25 protein-coding genes are annotated in these 23,729 nt (G+C 61.6%); 16 read left to right on the top strand and 9 right to left on the bottom strand.

All coding sequences use genetic code 11. The features are described 5' to 3' along the window. Positions 1-50: 50 nt before the first annotated feature. The 4 genes from ACQ4WS_RS07485 to ACQ4WS_RS07470 all read right to left on the bottom strand — a co-directional run bounded on the left by ACQ4WS_RS07485 (position 51) and on the right by ACQ4WS_RS07470 (position 2,863). Entirely contained in the window at positions 51-1,199 is a 1,149-nt protein-coding gene (locus ACQ4WS_RS07485) for an MFS transporter (protein WP_436475031.1), read from the bottom strand. A 33-nt stretch (positions 1,200-1,232) separates the two neighbouring features. Then, a complete protein-coding gene (locus tag ACQ4WS_RS07480; RefSeq protein ID WP_436475029.1) occupies positions 1,233-2,003 on the bottom strand; it encodes a DeoR/GlpR family DNA-binding transcription regulator in 771 nt (256 codons plus the stop codon). A 91-nt stretch (positions 2,004-2,094) separates the two neighbouring features. Continuing rightward, positions 2,095-2,370, bottom strand: a complete 276-nt coding sequence (locus ACQ4WS_RS07475; RefSeq protein WP_436475027.1) for a YkgJ family cysteine cluster protein — start codon at positions 2,368-2,370, stop codon at positions 2,095-2,097. Positions 2,371-2,440: 70 nt separating this feature from the next. Next, positions 2,441-2,863 (bottom strand): GIN domain-containing protein, encoded by a 423-nt coding sequence (locus ACQ4WS_RS07470; RefSeq protein WP_436475025.1) that lies wholly within the window; start codon positions 2,861-2,863, stop codon positions 2,441-2,443. 269 nt (positions 2,864-3,132) lie between these two features. On the opposite strand from ACQ4WS_RS07470, the gene ACQ4WS_RS07465 reads away from it, so the two are divergent. From ACQ4WS_RS07465 to ACQ4WS_RS07450, 4 genes are all read left to right on the top strand, one after another. After that, on the top strand, positions 3,133-3,783 hold the full coding sequence (locus tag ACQ4WS_RS07465; RefSeq protein WP_436475023.1) for a TetR/AcrR family transcriptional regulator: 651 nt from the start codon (positions 3,133-3,135) through the stop codon (positions 3,781-3,783). 169 nt (positions 3,784-3,952) lie between these two features. Beyond that, positions 3,953-4,603 carry a protein-L-isoaspartate O-methyltransferase family protein gene (locus tag ACQ4WS_RS07460; RefSeq protein ID WP_436475021.1) on the top strand — a complete coding sequence of 217 codons (651 nt, stop codon included), beginning with the start codon at positions 3,953-3,955 and terminating at the stop codon, positions 4,601-4,603. Positions 4,604-4,616: 13 nt separating this feature from the next. After that, positions 4,617-4,940 (top strand): rhodanese-like domain-containing protein, encoded by a 324-nt coding sequence (locus ACQ4WS_RS07455; protein WP_436475019.1) that lies wholly within the window; start codon positions 4,617-4,619, stop codon positions 4,938-4,940. Positions 4,941-5,081: 141 nt separating this feature from the next. Continuing rightward, the gene (locus ACQ4WS_RS07450) at positions 5,082-6,422 is read left to right on the top strand and encodes a TolC family outer membrane protein (RefSeq protein ID WP_436475017.1); all 1,341 of its coding nucleotides are present in this window, start codon (positions 5,082-5,084) and stop codon (positions 6,420-6,422) included. Between the two features lie 69 nt (positions 6,423-6,491). Here ACQ4WS_RS07450 and ACQ4WS_RS07445 read toward each other — a convergent pair whose 3' ends face one another. After that, a complete protein-coding gene (locus ACQ4WS_RS07445) occupies positions 6,492-6,959 on the bottom strand; it encodes a DMT family transporter (protein ID WP_436475015.1) in 468 nt (155 codons plus the stop codon). A gap of 91 nt (positions 6,960-7,050) precedes the next feature. Here ACQ4WS_RS07445 and ACQ4WS_RS07440 point away from each other — a divergent pair, with 91 nt between their 5' ends. Continuing rightward, the gene (locus ACQ4WS_RS07440) at positions 7,051-7,956 is read left to right on the top strand and encodes a LysR substrate-binding domain-containing protein (RefSeq protein WP_436475013.1); all 906 of its coding nucleotides are present in this window, start codon (positions 7,051-7,053) and stop codon (positions 7,954-7,956) included. Positions 7,957-7,960: 4 nt separating this feature from the next. Here ACQ4WS_RS07440 and gloA read toward each other — a convergent pair whose 3' ends face one another. From gloA to ACQ4WS_RS07420, 4 genes are all read right to left on the bottom strand, one after another. Next, the gene (gene gloA / locus ACQ4WS_RS07435) at positions 7,961-8,368 is read right to left on the bottom strand and encodes a lactoylglutathione lyase (protein WP_010401713.1); all 408 of its coding nucleotides are present in this window, start codon (positions 8,366-8,368) and stop codon (positions 7,961-7,963) included. Positions 8,369-8,493: 125 nt separating this feature from the next. Beyond that, positions 8,494-8,916 carry an OsmC family protein gene (locus tag ACQ4WS_RS07430; protein WP_436475011.1) on the bottom strand — a complete coding sequence of 141 codons (423 nt, stop codon included), beginning with the start codon at positions 8,914-8,916 and terminating at the stop codon, positions 8,494-8,496. A 107-nt stretch (positions 8,917-9,023) separates the two neighbouring features. Continuing rightward, positions 9,024-10,334, bottom strand: a complete 1,311-nt coding sequence (locus tag ACQ4WS_RS07425; RefSeq protein ID WP_436475009.1) for a PQQ-dependent sugar dehydrogenase — start codon at positions 10,332-10,334, stop codon at positions 9,024-9,026. A 39-nt stretch (positions 10,335-10,373) separates the two neighbouring features. Next, entirely contained in the window at positions 10,374-10,640 is a 267-nt protein-coding gene (locus tag ACQ4WS_RS07420; RefSeq protein ID WP_436475007.1) for a hypothetical protein, read from the bottom strand. A gap of 259 nt (positions 10,641-10,899) precedes the next feature. Between ACQ4WS_RS07420 and ACQ4WS_RS07415 the strand changes: the two genes are divergently transcribed. The 11 genes from ACQ4WS_RS07415 to ACQ4WS_RS07365 all read left to right on the top strand — a co-directional run bounded on the left by ACQ4WS_RS07415 (position 10,900) and on the right by ACQ4WS_RS07365 (position 23,716). Then, positions 10,900-11,871, top strand: coding sequence for an NAD kinase (locus ACQ4WS_RS07415; RefSeq protein WP_436475005.1), 972 nt, complete (start codon positions 10,900-10,902; stop codon positions 11,869-11,871). Positions 11,872-11,920: 49 nt separating this feature from the next. Beyond that, entirely contained in the window at positions 11,921-13,588 is a 1,668-nt protein-coding gene (gene recN, locus ACQ4WS_RS07410; protein WP_436475003.1) for a DNA repair protein RecN, read from the top strand. Positions 13,589-13,750: 162 nt separating this feature from the next. Beyond that, complete coding sequence (gene hemH, locus ACQ4WS_RS07405) at positions 13,751-14,860, top strand: ferrochelatase (RefSeq protein ID WP_436475002.1); 1,110 nt, start codon at positions 13,751-13,753, stop codon at positions 14,858-14,860. Between the two features lie 344 nt (positions 14,861-15,204). Further along, positions 15,205-15,741, top strand: a complete 537-nt coding sequence (grpE, locus tag ACQ4WS_RS07400) for a nucleotide exchange factor GrpE (RefSeq protein WP_034745977.1) — start codon at positions 15,205-15,207, stop codon at positions 15,739-15,741. Between the two features lie 91 nt (positions 15,742-15,832). Continuing rightward, a complete protein-coding gene (gene dnaK / locus ACQ4WS_RS07395) occupies positions 15,833-17,776 on the top strand; it encodes a molecular chaperone DnaK (protein ID WP_034745982.1) in 1,944 nt (647 codons plus the stop codon). 160 nt (positions 17,777-17,936) lie between these two features. Next, positions 17,937-19,070, top strand: a complete 1,134-nt coding sequence (gene dnaJ / locus ACQ4WS_RS07390) for a molecular chaperone DnaJ (RefSeq protein ID WP_071075292.1) — start codon at positions 17,937-17,939, stop codon at positions 19,068-19,070. Positions 19,071-19,208: 138 nt separating this feature from the next. Further along, entirely contained in the window at positions 19,209-19,880 is a 672-nt protein-coding gene (gene can / locus ACQ4WS_RS07385) for a carbonate dehydratase (RefSeq protein ID WP_131685712.1), read from the top strand. A gap of 189 nt (positions 19,881-20,069) precedes the next feature. Further along, a complete protein-coding gene (locus ACQ4WS_RS07380; RefSeq protein ID WP_436475000.1) occupies positions 20,070-20,954 on the top strand; it encodes a TauD/TfdA dioxygenase family protein in 885 nt (294 codons plus the stop codon). An 89-nt stretch (positions 20,955-21,043) separates the two neighbouring features. After that, positions 21,044-22,000 (top strand): ABC transporter substrate-binding protein, encoded by a 957-nt coding sequence (locus ACQ4WS_RS07375; protein ID WP_436475254.1) that lies wholly within the window; start codon positions 21,044-21,046, stop codon positions 21,998-22,000. 1 nt (position 22,001) lies between these two features. After that, positions 22,002-22,847 carry an ABC transporter ATP-binding protein gene (locus ACQ4WS_RS07370; protein ID WP_436474998.1) on the top strand — a complete coding sequence of 282 codons (846 nt, stop codon included), beginning with the start codon at positions 22,002-22,004 and terminating at the stop codon, positions 22,845-22,847. Beyond that, positions 22,844-23,716: an ABC transporter permease gene (locus ACQ4WS_RS07365; RefSeq protein ID WP_436474996.1), complete on the top strand. Its 873-nt coding sequence runs from the start codon at positions 22,844-22,846 to the stop codon at positions 23,714-23,716. Before ACQ4WS_RS07370 ends, ACQ4WS_RS07365 begins: the two co-directional genes overlap by 4 nt. Positions 23,717-23,729: the final 13 nt, after the last annotated feature.

Here is a 23,729-nt window from a genome sequence, read left to right as displayed (position 1 = left end):
CGCTGGAGGACAGCGGTTTTTTGCCGCTGCCAGCCAGGCAAGGGGCGGGTTCAGGCAGCCTGTTTTGCCGGCGCCACCAGGCGCGCGCTGGCCGCCACCAGCAGCAGGGCGGCGCCCAGCATGGCGAAGGCGATATTCAGGCTGGTGGCGTGGGCGATGAAGCCGATCACGGCCGGGCCGGCCAGGATGCCTGCATAGCCGATGGTGGTGATGGCAGCCACTGCCAGGCTGGCCGGCATGGCGTGTTGCTGGCCGGCTGCCGTAAACAGAATGGGCACGATATTCGCTGCGCCCAGGCCGATCAGCACGAAGCCAAGCATTGCCAGGCTGGCGTGCGGCGCCAGTACGGCCAGGAAGAAGCCTGCCGCTGCGCACAGGCCGCCAAAAGTAAGCACCCGCTTGCCGCCAAAGCGGCTGACCACTTTGTCACCCGTGAAGCGCCCCAGCGTCATGGCGATGGCGAAGGCGGCGTAGCCGAGGCCGCCCTTGGCTTCTTCCACGCCGCGCGTGGTGGTGAGGAACAGGGCGCTCCAGTCGAGGATGGCGCCCTCGGCCAGGAAGACGATAAAGCACAGCAAGCCGATGAAAATCACGGCGCCATGCGGCATGACGAACAGCGGCGTCTTTTCGCCGGAGGCGGATGCCGTCGGCAGCAGATGGCCTTGCGCCGCGCCCAGCACGCCGCACAGCAGCAGCATCACCACCACGCAGGACCAGGCCGGTGTCAGGCCCAGCCACAGCAGCAGGGCCATGCAGGCCGCGCCGGCGAAGCCGCCCACGCTGAACAGGGCATGGAAGCCCGACATCATGGCGCCGCCATTGGCCTTTTCGATGATCACGGCCTGGATATTGATGGCCACATCAAACGTGCCCATGGCCGCGCCGAACACCAGCAGCACCAGGCCCAGCTGCAGCGGCGTGGCGGCCAGCGCCAGGCCGGGCAGGATGGCGGTCAAGAGCAGGCCGGCGCCAACGATGACTTTGCGGCAGCCGAAGCGGCTTGACAGCATGCCCGTAAACGGCATCGCGCACAGCGAGCCGGCGCCCAGGCACAGCAGCAAAATGCCGAGTGTCGCCTCATCGAGGCCCAGGCGCGACTTGGCGTAGGGAACCAGCGGCGCCCAGGCGGCCATGCCGAGGCCGGCAGCGAAAAAGACCAGGCGCGTGGCGCGTTGTTGCAGGGTGCCGGTGAGATGCATGGGAGAACTTTTCAAAGGTCGGGGTGGATAAAATCAGGCGCGGGCGCGCAGCACTTGCACGCCCAGCCGTTGAAAGGCGGCCACGTGGGCAGAGTCGGCGTCCGCTTCCAGCACCAGGTGCTGCAACAAGCCCGTGGCCAGCACGCCAAAGGGCGCGGCCGTGCCCAGCTTGTCGCTGGTGACGGCCACTACCACCGCCTTGCTGGCGCCGGCGATGCTGCGCTTGAATTCCGCCTCGTCGTAGTTGAACGCCGTCACGCCCGCGTCCGCATCGGCGCCGCAGGCACCGATGAAGCACAGGTCGGGATGCATGCGCTCGACCGTGCGCAGCGCTTGCGGACCCAGGCTGGCGCCCGCCCGGCGGTCGACCCTGCCGCCAGCCATGATCAGCTCGATTTCCGGGCGTTCCATGAGCGCCATGGCAATGGCTGGCGCGTTGGTGATGACAGTGAGCGCCAACTCGGGCAAGGCGCTGGCAATGGCGAGGTTGGTCGAGCCCGCATCGAGAAACAGCACCTGGCCCGCGCGCACGAGGGATACGGCAGCCTGCGCCAGGCGCGCCTTGCGCTCGGGCGCTTCCTGCTTGCGCTGCGTCAAGCTGCCGCCGTCGGGCGCCAGCGGCAGGGCGCCGCCATACACGCGCTGGCACAGGCCGGCCGCTGCCATCTCGCGCAAGTCGCGCCGTATCGTATCTTCGGAAACATCGAGCTGGCGCGCCAGATCCAGCGCCAGCACGCGGCCATCGGCGTGCAATTGTTGCTGGATCAGTGCATGGCGTTGTTTGAGGAGCAGGGTGGCGGACATGGGGGTATATTAAAACGTGCAGGAATGTGCATGAATATACGCAAACGTGCAAATGTGGTCAACCCTTATCTGTCAGCTGCCGCCCCGCCGTTCAGGGCGCCGTCAGCCGCTCCAGTTCGGCCAGCCAGTGCACCGCATGCTCGCGGCTGTCGCCGCACATGTCTGCCGATGGCTGCAAGCCGCCGCAAAAGGCGGGCCGCTCCGGCTGGCCAAAGATCTTGCAGCGGTTGTCGTCGGCCAGTTGCACGCAGCGCACGCCCGCAGGTTTGCCATCCGGCATGCCAGGAATCGGGCTGGTGATGGACGGTGCGGTGCAGCAGGCGCCGCAGGATGGGCGGCATGCCAGGGAAACGGCGGGGGATGGCATGGCGATGAGTGAAAAGGGATAGGGGACGACAGTATAGCAAGCCGGCCCTTGTGCGTCGTCCGCAGCGCGTCTAGCGCACGATGCGGACGCGCTTGCCCGACAGGGTGCGGCGGGCCGGATCGCCATGCACGGTGACGCGGCCGGAACCGCTGGCGCTGATGCTGCCCGAGCCACTGTTGGCCACGTCGAAGCGTGCCACCGTGCCCGACAGTTCGCTCTTCATTGAACCGCGCTGCTCCAGGCTGAAATCGTCGCCTTTGAAACCACTGGCCACGAGGCGACCAGAGCCGGAGATGTTGATCTTCTTCAATTGCGGCGTTGTATAGATGAGGTGGACGCCATTGCTGCTACGAATCTTTGTATCGCTCCAGATGCGCAGGGTATTGCCGCTCACTTCGCTATGGATACGCGCTTGCAGATTGCTGTCCGCTTCGATGAGCAGCGATGCTGCCGGGCCGACACGCACGTCGATCCTGATATCGATGCGCTTCATGCTGTCGATGACAAGATAGCAAAGCGCCTATCTTTACTGAACGCAAATGCGATGAACTGTGCAAAACGGAGGGCTGAAACGCATTCTGGTTCACCCGGCGTGACAGGTCCGGCACCCGAGGAGGTGTCGCCAACGCCGGCACGGAGCGTACAATACCCGTGTTCGGCGTGCCGGGCGGCGCCCCGCGTCGTGCCAGTGGCAAGTGCTTGACCTTGACGGTAGACCGGTCTACCATTAATGACTCAAAAGTAAGTTACTTGGAAAGATACATGCAAGCCCCGATTGATACCAAGCCCCGCTGGGAGCGGCGCAAGGATGCCCGCCCGCAGGAATTGCTCGCCGCCGCCCTCGACCTGTTTGTCGAACGGGGCTTCGCATCGACGCGTCTGGAGGATGTGGCCAAGCGGGCTGGCGTGTCGAAAGGCACCCTGTACCTGTACTTTGAGAACAAGCAGGAGCTGTTCAAGGCCGTGGTGCGCGACAATATCGTGCATTCGATCGGCGAGGCGGAAGACAGCATGGCCGCCTCGGACAGCAGCAGTGCCGAGCTGTTGCGCAGCATGATGATGCAATGGTGGGAAGAGTTCGGCGCTACCAAATTGGCCGGATTGACCAAGCTGATGCTGGCCGAAGCGAACAATTTCCCGGAACTGGCGCAGTTTTACAACGAAGAGGTGGTTACGCGCGGCAATGCGCTGATCGCCACCTTGCTGGAACGGGGCATGCAGCGCGGCGAATTCCGCCAGGTCGATCCCGTGCTGGTCAGCACCATCCTCAGCGCCCCCGTCACCATGTTGATGATGTGGACGCATTCCTTCCTGCCATGCGAGGTCAAGAACATCGATCCGCTCGCCTACATGGATGCGTTTATCGACATGAGCTTGCGTAGCCTGCAGGTGGAGGCGCCCGGAAAAAGTTGATATGCAGAGCTTGCCTCTACCGTTCAGTTGCCCCTTTTCCAAGGTTCGCCCCCCCAAATCTGCAGATCGTCGCAAATTTCCTCCATTCCCCGCCTTTATGGTTAACATGTGCTTTCAGCCAGTTCAACGATAAAATGGCGGATTATTACTTCACTTACCGAGTCCAAAGATGAATATCGAACAAGCCCGCTTCAATATGATCGAACAGCAGATCCGTCCATGGGACGTACTGGATATCGACGTATTGGAGCTGTTGAACGTGGTCAAGCGTGAAGATTTCGTGCCGGCCGCCTATAAAAACCTGGCCTTCGTCGATACCGAAATTCCACTGGGCGGCGGCGAATGCATGTTGACGCCGAAGCTGGAAGCGCGCATTTTGCAAGACGTAGCCGTCAAAAAGCATGAAAATGTGCTGGAGATCGGCACCGGTAGCGGCTATATGGCGGCTTTGCTGGCGCACAAGGCGCGTCATGTGACGAGCGTGGAAATCGTTCCCCAATTGAAAACCCTGGCCGAGCAGACCCTGGTCGCCAACGGCGTGACGAATGTGACCGTGGAACTGGGCGACGGCGCCCAGGGCTGGAGCAAGGGCGCACCGTACGATGTGATCGTCGTTTCCGGCGCCCTGGCCGTGTTGCCGGAAGCATTGTTGCAACAAGTGAAAGTCGGCGGCCGCATCCTGGCCATCATCGGCGAAGCGCCTATCATGTCGGCGCACCTGATCACGCGCAGCTCGGACAAGGCTTATGACACGCGCAAGCTGTTTGAAACCAATGTCACGCCGCTGCAAGCCGTGGCACCGTCGCATTTCCAGTTCTGAGGCGAGCAATTCGATGGAGCATTTGAGTGCACCGCAGCTGGCCGCCTGGCTGGCTGACCCTTCCCGCCCGCGTCCGTTGTTGCTCGATGTGCGGGAACAGTGGGAGTTCGACCTGTGCCACCTCGATGGCGCCACCTTGATGCAGATGAACTCGATTCCTGCGCGCATCGATGACCTCGATGAAGATGCCGAGATCGTCTGCATCTGCCATCACGGCATGCGCAGCATGCAAGTGGCGGCCTTCCTGGAGCGCAATGGTTTTGCGAAGATCAGTAATTTGACGGGCGGCGTGCATGCCTGGGCGCTGCAAGTCGACAGCGCAATGCCTAAATACTAAGTTATTTTGCAGTAGTTGCACCCAGGCATGTTTTCATGCATGCCTGCGGAGGCCTGTACCCCGCTCATCCGGCGGGCGCTAGGCAAGCGGTAGCAGATTTTTGATTCCATCAACTTTTGACGACTCCAACGGAGAAATGCAATGCGGAAACCCCTTATCGCCGTGCTGATGACCAGCGCCTTTGTCTCGATGACATGCTCGCTGCAAGCGCAGGCGGCCGATCTCATCCAGGTGTACCAGCAGGCGCTGGCCAATGACGCGCAGTATGCCAGCGCGCGCGCAGCCCTGTCGGCCGGGATGGAGCGGGTTCCGCAGGGACTGGCGGGCTTGCTGCCGCAGATATCGGCTTCGGGCAGCAATACGCGTGGCAATCAGGAGCAAATCGTCCAGAACAATGGCGGCAACAAGATCACCTCGCCATCCGTGAACGTGCGCGCGAACAGCTACAACCTGACCCTGGCGCAGCCGCTGTTCCGCTGGGACCGCTGGGAAACGTATCAGCAAAGCAAGCTGGCGCAAGCGATTGCTGAAGCGCAATTTGCACAAGTCCAGCAAGACCTGATCACCCGCGTGGCGCAGGCGTATTTCGATGTGTTGAGCGCGCAGGACAACCTGGGCGCCACGCAGGCGCAAAAGGTCGCCACGACGGAGCAGCTGGCATCGGCCAAGCGCAATTTCGAAGTCGGCACGCAAACGATCACCGACACGCACGAAGCGCAAGCGGCCTACGACCTGGTGGTGGCGCAGGAATTTGCCGCCATCAATGACCTGGCCAACAAGCGCAGCGCCTTGCAAACCATCATCGGCGAGGCGCCAAGGAATCTGGCGCCGATGCGCACGGGCGTGGTCATCAGCGCGCCCGAACCGGCTGCCGTCGAGCCGTGGGTGGCGTCCGCCGAAGAACAGAACTATGGCGTCGTCACGGCGCAGTTCAATGTGGAATCGGCCAAGCGTGACATCGGCCGCAACCGCGCCGGCCACTACCCGACCCTGGACCTGATCGCCAACACTGGCCATAGCTACACATCCGGTGGCGGCAATGGCAACGGCAACAACAATAACGCCATCGGCGTGCAGTGGAGCATTCCGATCTTCAGCGGTTTTGCCGTCACCAGCAAGGTGCGAGAATCGATCGCGCTGGAAAACAAGGCCCGCAACGACCTGGAAACGGCACGCCGCACGGCATCGCAAGGCGCGCGCCAGGCTTTCCTCGGCGTCAACAGCGGCCTGGCCCAGGTCAAGGCGCTGGAAGCGGCGGAAGTGTCGAGCAAGTCCGCGCTGGAGTCGAACCAGCTTGGTTATCAAGTGGGCGTGCGCATCAATATCGACGTTTTGAATGCGCAGAAACAATTGTTCTCGACGCAAAAAGACCTGTCGAAAGCCCGTTACGACACCATCATGAACGGCTTGCGCCTGAAGGCGGCGGCCGGCACCCTGAAGGAAACGGACTTGATGCCCGTCAACGCCTTGCTCGACAAATAAGCGGGGAATTGTTCAAAATCAAAACCAGCACCGGCGACGGCGCTGGTTTTTTTTCGTCTTAAAGTGTGGTCACACGGCGCGGCTGTTGGCGACTTGCGTCAGGATCACGCCCGCCACCACCAGGCCCGCGCCTGCCCAGTGCAGCGGAGAAATATGCTTGACGGCAAAGCCCAGCAAGCCGTAGCGGTCGATGGCCAGCGCAGCCAGCATTTGCCCGCCGATGACGGCCGCCATGAAGGGGCCGGAACCCATGCGCGGCGCCAGCATCAGCGCGGCCGTAATGTAAAACACGCCGGCCGCGCCGCCCAGCCAGGACCAGCCAGGCCCGCGCACGGCGAGGTGGAAATCGGGCGCAGGCACCCGCCAGGCCAGCATCACGAGCGAAGCGAGCACGGCGCTGACGGCCAGCGAGGCGATGGTGGCCCACAGCGGGTGGCCCAGGTTGCGGCCCAGCGCGGCATTCGCACCCGCCTGGAAGGGGACGACGGCGCCGGCCAGCATGGCCAGCGGGGCAAATAGGGTGATCCATCCATGCATGTGTGACTCCCACAGTTGAGTTGATGGAGTCATCGTATTATGCTGTCATGATTAAATCCAATTCGTAGTTTGTCATCAAACTATGCACCAAATGAATAATCTGCGCGCCGTCGATTTGAACTTGCTGGTGATTCTGGAAGCGCTGCTCAGCGAGCGCCATTTGTCGCGCGCGGCCGAGCGCTTGCACATGAGCCAGCCTGCCGTCAGCCATGCGCTGGCGCGCTTGCGCCATCTGCTCGACGACCCGCTGCTGCTGCGCGGCAAGGGCGGCTTCCAGCCCACGGCGCGTGCCCTGGAATTGGCGCGGCCGCTGGCCGAAGCGCTGCAAAGCGTACGCTCCGTGCTGGGAGGCGCCGTCTTCGAGGCGGCCACGGCGCAGCGCGTGTTTCGTCTGGCCATGTCGGATTACGGCGCGGCGTTGATCTTGCCGCGTTTGTTGCGGCGTTTGCGCGTGGAAGCGCCCGGCATTGACCTGGCCGTCAGCTATGCCAGCCGCCCGGCCGTGATCGCTGGCGTGCAGGATGGCGAGATCGACCTGGCGCTGGGCGTGTTCCCGCAGTTGCCCGAGCAACTACATAGAGAAACCTTATTCGAGGAAACGTTCGTGTGCGCGCTCGATCCGGCCAGTCTGGCAGACGGCGAAACATTGAGTTTGGACACCTATCTGGCGCGCCCCCATGTACTGGTGGCGTCCAGCGAGGCCGGCATGGCCGCCGAAGTCGACGCAGCCCTGGCCCAGCTGGGCCAGACGCGCCGCATCGCCGTACACGTGCCGTACTGGACGGTCGCACCGGATGTCGTGATGGGGACGGACTTGATCCTGACGGTGGCGCAGCGCGCCTTGCAGGAAAGCGCGGCGCAGGGGCTGACGCTGTACGCTGCGCCGTTTGCCATCGCGCCGTTTGCGTTTGAAGTGATACGGCACCGCCGCACGGAGGGCGACGCGGGCATCGCCTGGCTACGCGCGGCCATTGCACAGGCCGCCGAGCCAGGCTGAGGTATTACAAGCCGCCGCCCTGGCCGTCGAACTTGCGCTCGATCAATTCGATCTTGTAACCGTCCGGATCGGTGATGAAGGCGATGACCGTGTTGCCGCCTTTCACGGGACCCGGTTCGCGCGTGACGTTGCCGCCATTTGCGCGTGCCGCGTCGCAGGCGGCGACGATGTCGTCGGCCGAGATGGCGATGTGGCCATACGCCGTGCCCAGCTCGTAGCTGGTGGTGCCATAGTTATACGTCAGTTCCAGTTCCGCGTGGTCGGGATTCGAACCGTAGCCGACGAAGGCCAGGGTGTACTGGTATTCCGGATTGTCGCTGGTGCGCAGCAATTTCATGCCCAGGACCTTGGTGTAAAAATCGATGGAGCGCTGCAGGTCGCCGACCCGTAACATGGTGTGCAAAATACGCATCGTAAATCCTTGATGATGATAGGGGAATGGCAGGATTTTATGCGTTTTATGGCTTTCTTGCCGAAACCGCCCATGCCGCCCGCTGGCACAGGGGCGGCGGACGGCGGCGTGCTCACGTCGTGTGCTTACTCCAGATGGGCGTCCAGGGTGATTTCCGTGGCCAGCAACTTGGACACGGGGCAGCCGAGCTTGGCGCGCAGGGCCGCGTCCTGGAACGCTTCTTCGGTGGCGCCGGGAATGCTGGCCACCAGAGTCAGGTGCACGGCCGTGATGGCATAGTTGCCATCGATTTTTTCCAGGCTGACATCGGCCGTGGTTTTCAGGGCCGTGGCGCGCAAGCCCGCCTCGCCCAGCTGCCCGGACAGGGCCATGGTGAAGCAGGCGGCATGGGCAGCGCCGATCAGTTCTTCCGGATTGCTGCCGGGACCGTCTTCGAAGCGCGTGTTGAAGCCATAGGCCACATTGTCGAGCGCGCCGCTTTCGGTGGAAATAAACCCTTTGCCATCTTTAAGGCCGCCACTCCAGACGGCTGATCCTGTTTTCTTCATGATGTACTCCTTGCGTGGTTCGAGCGTCCATCATGCGCGCCCCACCCTTGCCCTTCCGTTCGTTGCGTCACACAGGGGGGCGCATGCGCGGCGTGGGGCATGGCCGCTCACGGCGCCGGCGTCACGCGCCAGACGACATTGCCCACGTCGTCCGCCACCAGCAGCGCGCCCGCCTTGTCGACGGCCACGCCGACGGGGCGCCCCTGCGCCTTGCCATTGCCGTCGAGGAAACCGCTGACGACATCTTGCGGTGGGCCGTTGGGCATGCCATTGGCAAAGGGCACATAAATGACTTTATAGCCGCTGAAAGGCTTGCGGTTCCACGAGCCGTGCTGGCCGATGAAGGCACCGCCCCGGTAGCGTTCGGGCAGCAAGGTGCCGTCATAGAATGCCAGTCCCAGCGAGGCCGTGTGCGCGCCCAGCGCGTATTCGGGCGCGATGGCGGTGGCCACCAGTTCGGGGCGCGGCGGCTTGACCCGCGCATCGACGTGCTGGCCGAAATAACTGTAGGGCCAGCCATAGAAGGCGCCATCCTTGACCGAGGTCATATAGTCCGGCACCAGGTCGTTGCCCAGCTCGTCGCGTTCATTGACGGCTGTCCACAGGGCGCCCGTCTTGGGTTGCCAGGCCATGCCATTCGGATTGCGCAAGCCCGTGGCATACACGCGTGCCTTGCCTGTCGCGCGCGTGAATTGCCAGATGGCGGCGCGGCCATCCTCGGCCCCCATGCCGTTTTCGCCCACATTGCTGTTGGACCCGACGGAAACATAGAGAAATTTGCCGTCGGCGCTGGCGATGACGTTCTTGGTCCAGTGGTGATTGATGGAGCCGCCCGGCAAATCCATCACCTTCACGCCCTGCGCCGTGATGGCGGTCTGTCCTGTTTCGTACGGGAAGCGCATCAGTGCGTCCGAATTGGCGATGTACAGCTCGTTGCCGACCAGGGCCATGCCGAATGGCGAGTTCAGCCCTTGCAGGAACACGCTGCGCGATTGCGCCACGCCATTCGCGTCAAGGCCGCGCAGCAGGGTGATGCGGTTGGCGCTGGGCGTGGCGGCACCCGCCTTTTTCATTTGCATCTGCATGATGGCGCCCTTGATGCCCTTGCTGTCGTCCGGTTTCGGCGGGGCATTCGTTTCCGCCACTAACACGTCGCCATTTGGCAGCACGTACAACCAGCGCGGATGGTCGAGGTCGCGCGCATACGCCTGGATGGCCAGGCCCGCCGCGACGGCGGGGCGCTGCGCGGCCGTCCAGCGCTGCACGGGCGCCACATTAACGGTGGGAATGAATTGCCTGTCCGGTGCGGGCAGGGCCGGTTGTGGACCAAAGCCCACGGGCATGGCGGGTGCCTGGGCGTGGGCGACAGGTGTGCCGCAGGCAGCGGCCAGCAGGATGGAACAGACGTAACGGTGCATGGCGTACTCCGGAAAGATAGCGGTGCGTGAGGGTTGGAGTCAGCGCGCCTTCTTTGGTTCCAGCTGCGCGTCGGGGCGGGCCTGTTGCGGCGCGGCCGGCTTGACCTTTTCCACGCCGGGCTGGGCGCGCCGGTCCGTATCGACCAGGCCGCGCTCCAGGTCGCTGGCCGCCTGTTGCATGATTTTGCGCGGGCGCACGTTTTGCGCATCGGGCGACTCGTCGCGCTCGTGCGGCAAGCGGTCGACGCCGTCATTCCTTACCTTTTCATCGGTATTGATCTTGCGTTCACTTGGTGGGGTACGCATATGGCCTCCTGACAGTAACGTTGTGAGCTCAGTGTCCTGCCGCGACGGGCCACCTGCAAGCGGATTTGTCCCAGCTGGGAGCGCTGGCGCACGCATGGACGATTCTTTTTCTGCGCTACACTGCGTGCAACACCAAGAACGCCCCTTGCGGGCACACGGCAGCCGCACTATACTGTGGATATATACAGTATCATGCGATGCCGGCGTGCGACGCGACAGCCTGGGGCGGTTTGCCACCGAATTCACTACCGAGACTCTTATGCCCGTCGATATACCTGCCGAACAACGCGCCGAACAGCCAGCCGCGACCTTGCCAGCTCCGGGCGAGCGCTTCAACCTGGGCGCCAAGACCATCGCCCTGGTCGTGCGCCAGAATACGGATGGCATTGCCGAGCCCGTTAAAAGCATCGTCGATTTCCTGCAAGTGCTGGGCCACACGGTGGTCTTTGAGGCGGAGACGGCCACGCACCTGAACCTGGCGTTTCCCGGCGTGCGCGCCATGTCGCCGGCCGAGATCGGTGCCGCCGCCGATTGCGCCATCGTCATGGGCGGCGATGGCACCATGCTGGGCATTGCGCGCCAGCTGGCGCCATTCGACGTCCCCTTGATCGGTATCAATCAGGGGCGCCTGGGTTTCATGACGGACATTCCACTTGAGCGCATGCTGCCCGTGCTGGCGCAAATTCTCGGTGGCCGCTTCAAGGCTGAACGCCGTACCTTGCTTGAAGGCAGCGTGCTGCGCGACGGTGAGTCGATTCACGTCGGCATGGCCGTCAACGATGTCGTCGTCTCGCGCGGCGCCGGCGCCGGCATGGCCGAATTGCGCGTCGAGGTCGACGGCCACTTCATGTATAACCAGCGGTCCGATGGCTTGATCATTTCCACGCCTACGGGCTCGACCGCGTACTCGCTGTCGGCCGGCGGCCCCCTGCTGCATCCGACCCTGGGCGGCATCGTGCTCGTGCCGATCGCCCCGCATGCGCTGTCGAACCGTCCCATCGTCTTGCCCGACTCCAGCCAGATCGTGGTGGAAATCGTGCGCGGACGCGATATCAGCGTCAATTTCGACATGCAGACCTTCGCCAGCCTGGTGCAGCAAGACCGCATCCTCATCCGCCGTTCGCCGCATACGATTACCTTCCTGCATCCGGAAGGGTGGAGTTACTACAACACCCTGCGTGAAAAATTGCACTGGAATGAGTACCCGTCTGGCGAGGGCAAGCTCAGCTAACAAGTTTTCTCCACGCTAACCCGCGGTGCGCCGCCTAACCACAGAAGCCATGCTCCATACACTGTCCATTCGCGATTTTGTCATTGTCGATACCATTGAACTGGAATTTTCCGCCGGCTTCAGCGTGCTGACGGGTGAGACGGGCGCCGGCAAGTCCATCCTCATCGATGCGCTGACCCTGGCCTTGGGCGGGCGCGGCGACGCCAGCGTGGTGCGCGAAGGCGCGGCCAAGGCCGACATCACGGCCGATTTCTCCGTCAGCGAAGTGGCGCAGGCCTGGCTGGTGGCGCATGAGTTCGCCAACGACGATGGCGGCGCCCTGCTGCGCCGCGTGATCGACAATGCGGGCCGCTCGAAGGCGTACATCAACGGCATCCCTGCCACGGCCGCGCAGTTGCGCGAACTGGGCGACATGCTGGTCGACATCCACGGTCAGCACGCGCACCAGTCCTTGCTGAAAAGTGAGGCGCAGCGCGCCTTGCTCGACGGCCAGGCGACAGCGCGCGAAGCGGGCGCGGAGCAGGATGCGCAGCAAGTGGCGGCGCTGCACAAGCGCTGGCGCGCCCTCGTGCGCCAGCGCGAAGAATTCGAAACGAATGCCGCCAATGTGCTGTACGAGCGCGAACGCCTGGAATGGCAAGTGGGGGAACTGGAAAAACTGGCCGCCAAACCCGGCGAGTGGACGGAGATCACTAACGAGCACAGCCGCCTGTCGCACGCGGCCAGCCTGCTGGAAGGGGCGCAGGAAGCCCTGTCCCTCATTTCCGAGTCGGAAGACCACCCCATCGTGTCGCAACTGTCGGCCTTGAACCAGAAGCTGGGCAAGCTGGTGTCCGTCGATGCGGAATTGCAGCCGATCGTCGACCTGATCGAATCGTCGCGCATTCAATTGCAGGAATCCGTGTACGCGCTGAACAATTACCTGGACCGGGTCGAGCTGGACCCGGAGCGCCTGCACCAGCTCGACGCGCGCATGGAAGCCATGCACAGCACGGCCCGCAAGTTCCGCGTCACACCCGAAGAATTGCCAGAGGAACACGCCAAGCTGTCGGAAAAGCTGCAGCACCTGGCCGACGCCTCCGACATCGAAGGCTTGCTGCGCCAGGAAGCGAAGATCGAAGCGGAATACCGCCTCGTAGCGGGCCGGCTGTCGGCCACGCGCCAGGCGGCGGCAGTGGAGCTGGGGCACGCCGTCACGCGCGCCATGCAGGAACTGAGCATGACGGGCGGCAGCTTCGAGATCGCCCTGCACCCGTGCGTACCAGCCGCCCATGGCCTCGAGCAAGTGGAATTCCTCGTCGCCGGCCATGCGGGCACGGCGCCCCGTTCCCTGGCCAAAGTGGCGTCCGGCGGCGAACTGGCGCGTATCGCACTGGCGATTTCCGTCATCACCTCGCATGCCACCACCACGCCGACCCTGATCTTCGACGAGGTCGACAGCGGCATCGGCGGCGCCGTCGCGGAAGTGGTGGGGCGGCTGCTGAAACGCCTGGGGCAGGGACGCCAGGTACTGTGCGTGACCCATTTGCCGCAAGTGGCCAGCCAGGCGAATCAACATTTCCAGGTGGCAAAAAGCACCCTGGACAATGGCAAGACGGCATCGCGCATCGACATGCTCGACGCCAAGGCCCGCGTGGAAGAAGTGGCGCGCATGCTGGGCGGTCTGGAAATCACCGCCACCACGCGCAAGCACGCGCGCGAGTTGCTGGCGATTTGATTCATGGCTGGGGGCAGACCGTAAATCCGGGGTCAGACCCCCGGATGCGTTAGCGCTGAGCTTGACGTTAGCGGCATTGAGGGTCTGACCCCAGCGCTTCGTCATTAACTCAATGCAACTATAATAACTAGCTAATCCATCCAACGCTATAAAAGAGCCTTCATGTCATTTCAAACAGAACCGCCGTACACGCATGGCAGCATCGACCGCAGCGCCGTGGTGCTGGTCAACCTGGGCACGCCCGATGCGCCGACCTCGTCGGCCGTGCGGCGTTACCTGAAGCAATTTTTGTCGGACCCGCGCGTGGTGGAAATTCCCCGCATCGTCTGGTGGTTCATCCTGAACCTGATCATTTTGCCATTCCGCTCTGGCCAGTCGGCCAAGAAATACGCGTCGATCTGGACGCGTGAAGGCTCGCCCCTGAAAGTGCACACGCAGAAACAGGCCAAGTTGCTGGCCGGCGCCCTGGCCGAGCGGGGCCATGACGGCGTGACGGTGGCCATGGCCATGCGTTACGGTTCGCCTTCCTTGCCCGAGGTGCTGGCCAGACTGAAAAGCGAAGGCTGCGAGCGCATCGCCATCCTGCCTGCCTATCCGCAATACTCGGGCACGACGACGGGTTCCATCTACGACGCCGTGTTTGCCCATTACGCCACTGTGCGCAATGTGCCGGAATTGCGCTTTATCAAGCAGTATCACGAGCACGACACGTATATCGACGCCTTGCGCGACTCCGTGCTGAACCACTGGGAAGCGCATGGCCGTCCGGAAAAACTGGTGATGAGTTTTCATGGCGTGCCCAAGCGTACCTTGCTGCTGGGCGACCCTTACCACTGCCAGTGCCTGAAAACGGCGCGCCTGCTGGCGGAAAAGTTAAAATTAACGAAAGAGCAATACGTGGTGACCTTCCAGTCGCGCTTTGGCAAGGCCGAATGGCTGCAGCCCTACACGGCGCCCACCCTCGTGGCGCTGGCGCAACAGGGTGTCAAGCGCGTTGATTTGCTGTGTCCGGGCTTTACCAGCGACTGCCTGGAAACGCTGGAAGAGATCGCCATGGAAGCCAAGCATGATTTTGAAACGGCCGGTGGCCAGCAGTTTCATTACATCGCTTGCCTGAACGAAACGCCAGCCTGGATCGCGGGCATGGCGGAAATTGCGGAACAGCATATGATAGGCTGGCCCACGATGAAGACGGCGGCGCAGCGCGAAGCGGACAAGAAAGCGGGCGAGCAGGCGCGCACGGCAGCGCTGGCGCTGGGCGCGGTGAATTAAGTAATATTAATCATTTTGCAATAAGAGGCCGCGCTTGCGCGGCTTTTTTATCTCTGGCGCGACAAAAATACTATCAAGATAGCAACATCGCCAGTGGCGATGGCTGGGGCGGGGCTGGTAGAATGCCCGCTTTGCCGTGGGAAGCCTGGAAAATCAAGGGGGGCGCGCACGGATCGCTGGCCGAAATGGGTCGCGTTTTGTCATAAGCTGTAACATGGATCGATGTAATCCTGGTTTTGCCATGCATACCCCTTGAAACAATAGGATATAGCCCCATTTGCCCGTTAGTGTTGTAAGGATTTTAGACTAACTCATTTAAGTCATTGATTGTAGGAGCTTTTCAGATGCAAGATCAGGAAAATCAAGCTGTACCTAATCCGCAAGCGGACGCCGCGGCGACTGCCCCATCGACTCCCGCAGAGCCTACTTTGGAAGAGCAGCTGGCGAGTACCGAAGCGCGTCTTGCAGAGATGCACGATGCCTTCATGCGCGCCAAGGCTGATGGCGAAAATATCCGCCGCCGCGCGCAGGAAGATGTTGCTAAAGCACATAAATTCGCAGTGGAAAGCTTTGCCGAAGCCATGGTGCCGGTGAAAGACAGCCTGGAAACGGCGCTGACGGTGGAAGCACCGACCATCGAATCGCTGAAAGAAGGCGTCGAGATGACCCTGAAGCAACTGAACGCCGCGTTCGAGCGCAACCGCCTGGTGGAAGTGTTGCCAGTGCAGGGCGAGAAACTCGATCCGATGAAACACCAGGCTGTTGCCGTGGTGCCAGCGGACCAGGAAGCCAATACCATCGTGTCAGTCCTGCAAAAGGGCTATATGATTGCGGACCGCCTGCTGCGTCCAGCCATTGTAACGACCGCGCAAGCAAAATAATCAGAGGGCGGCATCAAGCAAGCCTTGAAACCATGCCGCTTTGCCACATATAAGAACCATCTGAAATCTAGCAAATAAAAGGAAAAAAATCATGGGTAGAATTATCGGTATCGATCTGGGAACCACGAATTCCTGCGTTTCCATCATGGAAAACGGTCAACCAAAGGTAATCGAAAACGCTGAAGGCGCACGCACGACGCCGTCGATTATTGCTTATCAAGAAGATGGCGAAATTCTCGTCGGCGCGCCAGCGAAACGCCAGGCCGTGACCAATCCGAAAAACACGCTGTACGCAGTCAAGCGTCTGATCGGTCGCAAGTTCGACGAAAAAGAAGTCCAAAAAGACATCGCGCTGATGCCGTACCAGATCATGAAAGCCGACAACGGCGATGCATGGATCGGCGTACGCGACAAAAAACTGGCGCCGCCGCAAATTTCCGCTGAAGTGCTGCGCAAGATGAAGAAAACGGCAGAAGACTACCTCGGTGAAGAAGTCACCGAAGCCGTCATCACCGTGCCTGCGTACTTCAACGATTCGCAGCGTCAAGCGACCAAGGATGCCGGCCGTATCGCTGGTCTGGACGTCAAGCGCATCATCAACGAGCCAACCGCGGCAGCGCTGGCGTTCGGTCTGGACAAGACCGAAAAAGGCGACCGTAAAATCGCCGTGTATGACTTGGGTGGCGGTACGTTCGACGTGTCGATCATCGAAATCGCAGATGTTGACGGCGAGAAACAATTTGAAGTGCTGTCGACCAACGGCGACACCTTCCTGGGCGGCGAAGACTTCGACCAACGCGTCATCGATTACATCATCGACGAGTTCAAGAAAATCAACGGCATCGATCTGAAAAAAGATCCGATCGCCCTGCAGCGCATCAAGGCTTCGGCCGAGCGCGCGAAGATCGAATTGTCGTCGTCGCAACAAACCGAGATCAACGAGCCGTACATCGCCATGGCCAATGGCGCGCCGGTCCACTTGAACCTGAAGATGACCCGCGCCAAGCTGGAATCCCTGGTGGAAGAGCTGATCACGGCTACGATGGAACCATGCCGTATCGCCATCAAAGATGCTGGCGTGAAAGTGTCGGACATCGATGACATCATCCTGGTCGGCGGTATGACCCGTATGCCGAAGGTGCAGGAAAAAGTGAAGGAATTCTTCGGCAAGGATCCACGCAAGGACGTGAACCCGGACGAAGCCGTCGCCGTGGGCGCAGCGATTCAAGGTTCGGTCCTGTCGGGCGAACGCAAGGACTTGCTGTTGCTGGACGTCACTCCTCTGTCCCTGGGTATCGAAACCCTGGGCGGCGTGATGACCAAGATGATCCACAAAAACACGACGATTCCGACCAAGTTCAGCCAGGTGTTCTCGACGGCCGACGACAACCAGCCTGCGGTGACCATCAAGGTCTTCCAGGGTGAGCGCGAAATCGCCGCCGGCAACAAGGGCCTGGGCGAATTCAATCTGGAAGGTATCCCGCCAGCATCGCGTGGTACGCCACAGATCGAAGTGACCTTCGACATCGACGCCAACGGCATCTTGCATGTCGGCGCGAAAGACAAGGCCACCGGCAAGGAAAACAAGATCACGATCAAGGCCAATTCCGGCTTGACCGAGGCTGAGATCCAGAAGATGGTGAAAGACGCCGAGTTGAACGCGGAAGAAGACAAGAAGGTCAAAGAATTGGCCGAGTCGCGCAACCAGGCCGATGCTCTGGTACACTCGACCCGGAAATCCTTGACCGAATACGGCGACAAGCTGGATGCGGGCGAGAAAGAGAAGATCGAAGCGGCCATCACCGACCTGGAAGCAAGCATCAAGGCGGGCGACAAGGCTGAGATCGACGCCAAGGTGGAAGCACTGTCGAGCGCATCGCAGAAACTGGGCGAAAAAATGTATGCCGACATGCAAGCGCAGCAAGCTGCCGGCGGCGCGGAAGGTGCACAGCAAGCTGCTGGTGCATCGGACGCAGGCGCCAAGCAAGACGACGTTGTTGACGCTGACTTCAAAGAAGTCAAAGACAGCAAGTAATGTCTTGCGCTCCCATGCACTGGGGGCAGCCGGGCTGAACGCTACATCGCGGGATTAGCCGCGAAGACCGGCCGAGCCGAGTCGTTGCCCAGTGCAGCACTCGACTCGGCTTTTTCGTGTAATTTTTACATCAGTAGATAGACTGCAAGGTGCCGACAACATGGCAAAGCGTGATTTTTACGAGACACTCGGTGTCGCAAAAAATGCTTCGGAAGAAGAGATCAAAAAGTCTTACCGTAAACTGGCGATGAAATACCATCCGGACCGCAATCCGGATAGCAAAGAATCGGAAGAAAAGTTTAAGGAAGTCAAAGAAGCCTACGAGATGCTGACCAATCCGGAAAAGCGCGAGGCGTATGACCGTTATGGTCACGCCGGCGTGGATCCGAACATGGGCGGCGGTGGCGGCTTCGGTGGCGGTGCTGGCGGCTTTGCCGACAGCTTCGGCGATATCTTCGGCGACATCTTTGGCGGCGGCGGCGGACGCAGCCGCAATGCGGGGCCACAGGTCTACCGTGGCGCCGACTTGCGCTACAACCTGGAAATTACACTGGAGCAAGCTGCGCACGGCTTCGACACGACCATCCGCGTGCCGAGCTGGGACAAGTGCGACACATGCCACGGCAGCGGTGCCAAGCCTGGCACGTCGCCAACCACCTGCGGTACTTGCGGTGGCCACGGCCAGGTACGCATGCAGCAAGGTTTCTTCAGCATCCAGCAAACCTGCCCGAAATGCCATGGCAGCGGCAAGGTCATCACCGACCCGTGCACGCCATGCGGCGGCGCCGGTCGCATCAAGCGCAACAAGACCCTGGAAGTCAAAATTCCAGTCGGTATCGACAACGGCATGCGTATCCGTTCGTCCGGCAACGGCGAACCGGGCACGAATGGCGGTCCGTCGGGCGACCTGTATGTGGAAATCCACATCAAGCCGCACGCCGTGTTCCAGCGCGAAGGCGACGACCTGCATTGCGAAATGCCGATCTCGTTCACCAAGGCGGCCCTGGGCGGCGAAATCGAAGTGCCTACCCTGAACGGCAAAGTGTCGTTCACGATCCCGGAAGGCACACAGTCGGGTAAAACCTTCCGCCTGAAAGGCAAGGGCATCAAGGGCGTGCGCTCCGGTTACGCGGGCGATTTGTTCTGCCACGTGGCCATCGAAACACCGGTGAAGCTGACGGAAAAACAGAAAGACCTGCTGCGCGACTTTGAAAAGTCGACGACTGAGGGCGGTGCCAAGCACAGTCCGCAAAGCAAGACCTGGAAAGACAAGGTCAAGGATTTTTTTGAGTAAGCACACGTAATACCATGCGCCGGGATGCTCACACATCCCGGCGTTTTTTTACCTAGCTTGATTCAATATCTGCGCGCATCGCACGCTAACGCACGCGATCAGCGCGCTGTTCAACCGAATTTACCTCATGGGAGTGATATGACCGAACAGAAAAATGGCCTGGCCCTGGCGGAGCTGCTGCAGCGTAACCGCCGCTGGGCCGACTCGATGGTGGCGAAAGACCCGAACTTCTTCAAGAACCTGGAAGCGCAAACGTCGCCCGAATACCTGTGGATCGGCTGTTCCGACAGCCGCGTGCCCGCTAACGAATTGCTGGGCATGGCGCCTGGCGACGTGTTTGTGCATCGTAATATTGCCAATGTGGTCGTGCATTCCGACCTTAATTGCCTGTCCGTGCTGCAATTTGCCGTGGACGTGCTGAAAGTCAAACATGTCATCATCGTCGGCCATTACGGCTGCAAGGGCGTGCATGCGGCCATGACGGGCACGCGCATCGGCCTGGTCGACAACTGGTTGCGCCACGTGCAGGATGTGGGCCAGAAGCACGAACGCTACCTGGGCGATGTGCTGACCAGCCGCCAGCGCGGCGACCGCCTGTGCGAACTGAATGTGGTCGAACAAGTCTTGAACGTGTGCCAGACCACCATCGTGCAAGATGCGTGGGAACGGGGCCAGGAACTCAGCGTCCATGGTTGGGTCTATGGCTTGAAGGATGGCTTGCTGAACGATCTGGAAGTGACCGTCACGGCCGGCCACGAGCTGGCGCCGCGCATGGCTACCCGCCTGGCCCGCTACGAAGCTACAGCGTAATCGGTGCAGCCAGGTTTTTGCCTGGGAGATATCTTTGCAAGGGCCAGCGCGCTGTCGCTGTGCCATTGCGTGTCAGTGCCTGTTACCGCGTGGCGCAACGCGCCGCGCATATTCATATAGTAAATGCTTCGTTTGCAAGCAAGGCTGACCGGCATACAGTGGACTTCCCCAGACTCTAGTCGAACTCCCATGTCGGCCGTCCTGAAACCCGTGCAATCCACCAGCCATTTCCGTATCGAGACTTTCGATGCGCCGCTCGGCGCGCAAGTGCTGGGGCTGGACTTGGCGCAGCCGCTGTCGCTGGGCGACTTCCAGCGCCTGCACCACGCCCACCTCGACCATCACTTGCTGGTGTTCCGCGACCAGCGCATCACGCCGCAGCAGCAGGTCGATTTCAGCCGTCGCTTCGGTCCCCTGCAAATCCACGTGCTGCGCCAGTTCCAGCTGCCCACGCAGCCGGAAGTGCTGATCATCTCGAACATCGTCGAGGATGGCCAGCCCATCGGCCTGGGCGACGCGGGACATTTCTGGCACTCGGACCTGTCGTACAAGGAAGTGCCCAGCCTTGGCTCCATGCTGCACGCACAAGAGTTGCCGCAGGACGGAGGCGATACCTTGTTTGCGAATATGCACCTGGCCTGGGAAAGCTTGCCGGCTGTGCTGCGTCACGCCGTGCGCGGCGCCCGTGCCGAACACAGCTACCTGAGCCAGTATGAGGAATTGCGTCGCCGCAACCCTTGGCGTCCCGCCCTGACGCAGGTGCAGATCGATGAAGTCAAACCTGTCACCCATCCCGTGGTGCGCGTGCATCCGGAAACGGGACGGCGCGCCCTGTTTGTCAGCGAGCATTTCACCACGCGCATCGTCGGCCTGCCCGAGGACGAAAGCCGCGCCCTGCTCGAGGAACTGTTTGCCCACAGCGTGCGCCCGGAGCACCTGTATCGGCACCGCTGGCAGCCGCATGACATGGTGTTCTGGGACAACCGTTCCCTGATGCACCTGGCAACCGGGTGTCCGCCCGACCAGCGCCGCAAGTTGTATCGCACCACCATTGAGGGCGATGCGCCGTACTGACTTTGACTGTTGATCTTACCCAAGGAGTGTCCATGTTGCCGATCTTTACCTTTTTCCGCCGCCTGCTCGCCACCATTGCACTGCTGTGCATGGCCATGCCCATGGCCCGGGCCGAAGGTCAGATCCGCATCGCGGGCCAGCATGGCATCACCTTCTTGCTGCTCAATATTGCGCAGGAACAAAAGCTGATCGAAAAGCATGGCAAGCAGCAGGGCGTCGATGTGAAAGTCGAGTGGCTCACCCTGTCCGGCGGCCCCGCCATCAATGACGCCTTGTTGTCGGGCAATATCGATATCGCGGGGGCTGGCCTGGGTCCGCTGCTGACCATCTGGGACCGCACGAAAGGCCGGCAGAACGTGCGCGGCGTGGCGTCCTTGGGCAATTTCCCCTACTACTTGGTCAGCAATAATCCCAAGGTAAAAACCCTGGCGGACTTGACGGACAAGGACCGCATCGCCTTGCCCGCCGTGTCTGTCTCCGTGCAAGCACGCATCCTGCAAATGGCCGTGGCGAAGCAGTGGGGCGACAAGGAATTTGCCCGCCTCGATAAAATCACGCAAACCTTGCCGCACCCGGATGCGGCCGCTGCCATCATCGCCGGCGGCACGGAGTTGACTGGCCACTTCGGCAATTCACCGTTCCAGGAGCAGGAACTGGCGCAAAACCCGAACGCCCACATCCTCCTGAACTCGTATGACGTACAAGGCGGGCCCAGCTCGTCGACCTTGCTGTATGCGACGGAAAAGTACCGCAAGGACAATCCCAAGACTTACCGCGCCTTCATCGCCGCGCTGGCGGAAGCGGCGCAGTATGCGAGCAGCAACCGCCAAGGCGCGGCCGACATCTATATCAAGGTGAATAAAAGCAAGGTGGACCGCAATCTGCTGCTGAAAATCTTTGCCAACCCGCAAGTGCAATTTAAGATCGCGCCGCAAAACACCTATGGTCTGGCGCAATTCCTGCACCGCGTGAGCGCCATTCGCAACCTGCCCGACAGCTGGCGCGATTATTTCTTTGACGACCCTGCCATCACGCAAGGAGGCTGACATGAACGCACCCGCTTTTCACCTGGTACGCCCTCCGGTTGCGGTACAGCCCTTGCTCAGCGTCAAGAATGTCAGCCTGGAATACCGCACGGAGCAGCGCACCGTGCGCGCCACGCACGACGTCAGTTTCGACGTGTTCCGCGGCGACCGTTTCGTGCTGCTGGGTCCATCGGGCTGCGGCAAGTCGTCGCTGTTGAAAGCCGTGGCCGGCTTCATCGCACCGCGCGCGGGCAGCATCGCCATGCAGGGGCAGCCGATTCATCAACCGGGGCCGGACCGTGTCGTCGTGTTCCAGGAATTCGACCAGTTGCCACCGTGGAAGACGGTGTTGGAAAACGTCACCTTCCCTTTGCTGGCCAGCAAGCGGCTCGACAAGGTGGCAGCCCGCGAGCGCGCCCTCCACTGGATCGCCAAGGTGGGCCTGGCCGGCTTCGAGGATGCCCATCCGCATACCTTGTCGGGCGGCATGAAGCAGCGGGTGGCCATCGCCCGCGCGCTGGCCATGCAGCCGGAAGTGCTGCTGATGGACGAGCCGTTTGCCGCCCTCGATGCCTTGACGCGGCGCAAGATGCAGGAAGAGCTGAGCCGCCTGTGGGAAGAGCTGCGCTTTACCCTCGTTTTCGTCACGCATTCGATCGAGGAAGCCTTGGTCGTGGGCAACCGTATCCTGCTGCTGTCGCCCCATCCGGGCAGGGTGCGCGCCGAATTGAACAGCCATCAGTTCGGCTTGCACAGCGCCGGCAGCGCGGAATTCCAGGCCGCCAGCAGCCGCATCCACGGCCTGCTGTTCGATGAAGAAACAACGGCTGCCCCGCAAGCAGACACTGTACAGCGGGAGGCCGTATGAGCGCGCTGCTGGAGCCGCCTATCCGCCAGGAGTTCGTGTATGCGGCGCCGCCGCCGGCCGGCGTCACCGTCGAACGGCCGCTGTCGCGCTGGCAGCGTGTGAGTCAGCACGCGCTGTGGCGCAAGGTCCTGATTTTGCTCGGCCTGGCCCTGCTGTGGGAAGGCGCGGCGCGCTGGACGCAGAACGATTTATTGCTGCCCAGCTTACTGCAGACGGCGCAGGCGTTCATCGGCGGCATCGCCAGCGGTGAATTGCTCACGCGCACAGCCGCGTCCCTGGTCGTCTTGCTGCAAGGCTATGCCGTGGGCGTGCTGGCCGCTTTCGTGCTGACCTTGCTGGCGGTGTCCAGCCGCATCGGCCGCGACCTGCTGGAAACCCTGACGGCCATGTTGAATCCCTTGCCAGCGATTGCCCTGCTGCCGCTGGCCCTGCTGTGGTTCGGCCTGGGGCGCGCCAGCCTGATCTTTGTCATCGTCCATTCCGTGATGTGGCCGCTGGCATTGAATACGTATGCGGGCTTCCAGGGCATGCCGGAAACCCTGCGCATGGCGGGCCGCAATTACGGGCTGAACGGCTTGCGCCTGGTGCTGCACATCCTCGTGCCGGGCGCCTTGCCCTCCATCGTCTCGGGCTTGAAGATAGGCTGGGCATTTGCCTGGCGCACGCTGATCGCGGCTGAACTGGTGTTCGGCACCACCTCGGGGCAGGGTGGCCTGGGCTGGTACATCTTCCAGAACCGCAACGAGCTGTACACGGACAAGGTGTTTGCCGGCCTGGCGGCTGTCATCGTCATCGGGCTGCTGGTGGAAAACATCGGCTTTCGCAGCCTGGAGCGCGTCACCTTGAAACGCTGGGGCATGCAGCGGTAGCTATCTCACAATA

This window comes from Janthinobacterium leeuwenhoeki (genome assembly GCF_051380795.1).
Classification (GTDB): domain Bacteria; phylum Pseudomonadota; class Gammaproteobacteria; order Burkholderiales; family Burkholderiaceae_D; genus Janthinobacterium.
Note: the sequence above shows the minus strand (reverse complement) of the source record. Positions and strands in the feature narration are given on the sequence as shown.

Coding starts and splice junctions, on each gene's coding strand:
- ACQ4WS_RS07485 (WP_436475031.1), bottom strand. CDS start 1,199: ATGCATCTCACCGGCACCCTGCAACAACGCGCCACGCGCCTGGTCTTT.
- ACQ4WS_RS07480 (WP_436475029.1), bottom strand. CDS start 2,003: ATGTCCGCCACCCTGCTCCTCAAACAACGCCATGCACTGATCCAGCAA.
- ACQ4WS_RS07475 (WP_436475027.1), bottom strand. CDS start 2,370: ATGCCATCCCCCGCCGTTTCCCTGGCATGCCGCCCATCCTGCGGCGCC.
- ACQ4WS_RS07470 (WP_436475025.1), bottom strand. CDS start 2,863: ATGAAGCGCATCGATATCAGGATCGACGTGCGTGTCGGCCCGGCAGCA.
- ACQ4WS_RS07465 (WP_436475023.1), top strand. CDS start 3,133: ATGCAAGCCCCGATTGATACCAAGCCCCGCTGGGAGCGGCGCAAGGAT.
- ACQ4WS_RS07460 (WP_436475021.1), top strand. CDS start 3,953: ATGAATATCGAACAAGCCCGCTTCAATATGATCGAACAGCAGATCCGT.
- ACQ4WS_RS07455 (WP_436475019.1), top strand. CDS start 4,617: ATGGAGCATTTGAGTGCACCGCAGCTGGCCGCCTGGCTGGCTGACCCT.
- ACQ4WS_RS07450 (WP_436475017.1), top strand. CDS start 5,082: ATGCGGAAACCCCTTATCGCCGTGCTGATGACCAGCGCCTTTGTCTCG.
- ACQ4WS_RS07445 (WP_436475015.1), bottom strand. CDS start 6,959: ATGCATGGATGGATCACCCTATTTGCCCCGCTGGCCATGCTGGCCGGC.
- ACQ4WS_RS07440 (WP_436475013.1), top strand. CDS start 7,051: ATGAATAATCTGCGCGCCGTCGATTTGAACTTGCTGGTGATTCTGGAA.
- gloA (WP_010401713.1), bottom strand. CDS start 8,368: ATGCGTATTTTGCACACCATGTTACGGGTCGGCGACCTGCAGCGCTCC.
- ACQ4WS_RS07430 (WP_436475011.1), bottom strand. CDS start 8,916: ATGAAGAAAACAGGATCAGCCGTCTGGAGTGGCGGCCTTAAAGATGGC.
- ACQ4WS_RS07425 (WP_436475009.1), bottom strand. CDS start 10,334: ATGCACCGTTACGTCTGTTCCATCCTGCTGGCCGCTGCCTGCGGCACA.
- ACQ4WS_RS07420 (WP_436475007.1), bottom strand. CDS start 10,640: ATGCGTACCCCACCAAGTGAACGCAAGATCAATACCGATGAAAAGGTA.
- ACQ4WS_RS07415 (WP_436475005.1), top strand. CDS start 10,900: ATGCCCGTCGATATACCTGCCGAACAACGCGCCGAACAGCCAGCCGCG.
- recN (WP_436475003.1), top strand. CDS start 11,921: ATGCTCCATACACTGTCCATTCGCGATTTTGTCATTGTCGATACCATT.
- hemH (WP_436475002.1), top strand. CDS start 13,751: ATGTCATTTCAAACAGAACCGCCGTACACGCATGGCAGCATCGACCGC.
- grpE (WP_034745977.1), top strand. CDS start 15,205: ATGCAAGATCAGGAAAATCAAGCTGTACCTAATCCGCAAGCGGACGCC.
- dnaK (WP_034745982.1), top strand. CDS start 15,833: ATGGGTAGAATTATCGGTATCGATCTGGGAACCACGAATTCCTGCGTT.
- dnaJ (WP_071075292.1), top strand. CDS start 17,937: ATGGCAAAGCGTGATTTTTACGAGACACTCGGTGTCGCAAAAAATGCT.
- can (WP_131685712.1), top strand. CDS start 19,209: ATGACCGAACAGAAAAATGGCCTGGCCCTGGCGGAGCTGCTGCAGCGT.
- ACQ4WS_RS07380 (WP_436475000.1), top strand. CDS start 20,070: ATGTCGGCCGTCCTGAAACCCGTGCAATCCACCAGCCATTTCCGTATC.
- ACQ4WS_RS07375 (WP_436475254.1), top strand. CDS start 21,044: ATGGCCATGCCCATGGCCCGGGCCGAAGGTCAGATCCGCATCGCGGGC.
- ACQ4WS_RS07370 (WP_436474998.1), top strand. CDS start 22,002: ATGAACGCACCCGCTTTTCACCTGGTACGCCCTCCGGTTGCGGTACAG.
- ACQ4WS_RS07365 (WP_436474996.1), top strand. CDS start 22,844: ATGAGCGCGCTGCTGGAGCCGCCTATCCGCCAGGAGTTCGTGTATGCG.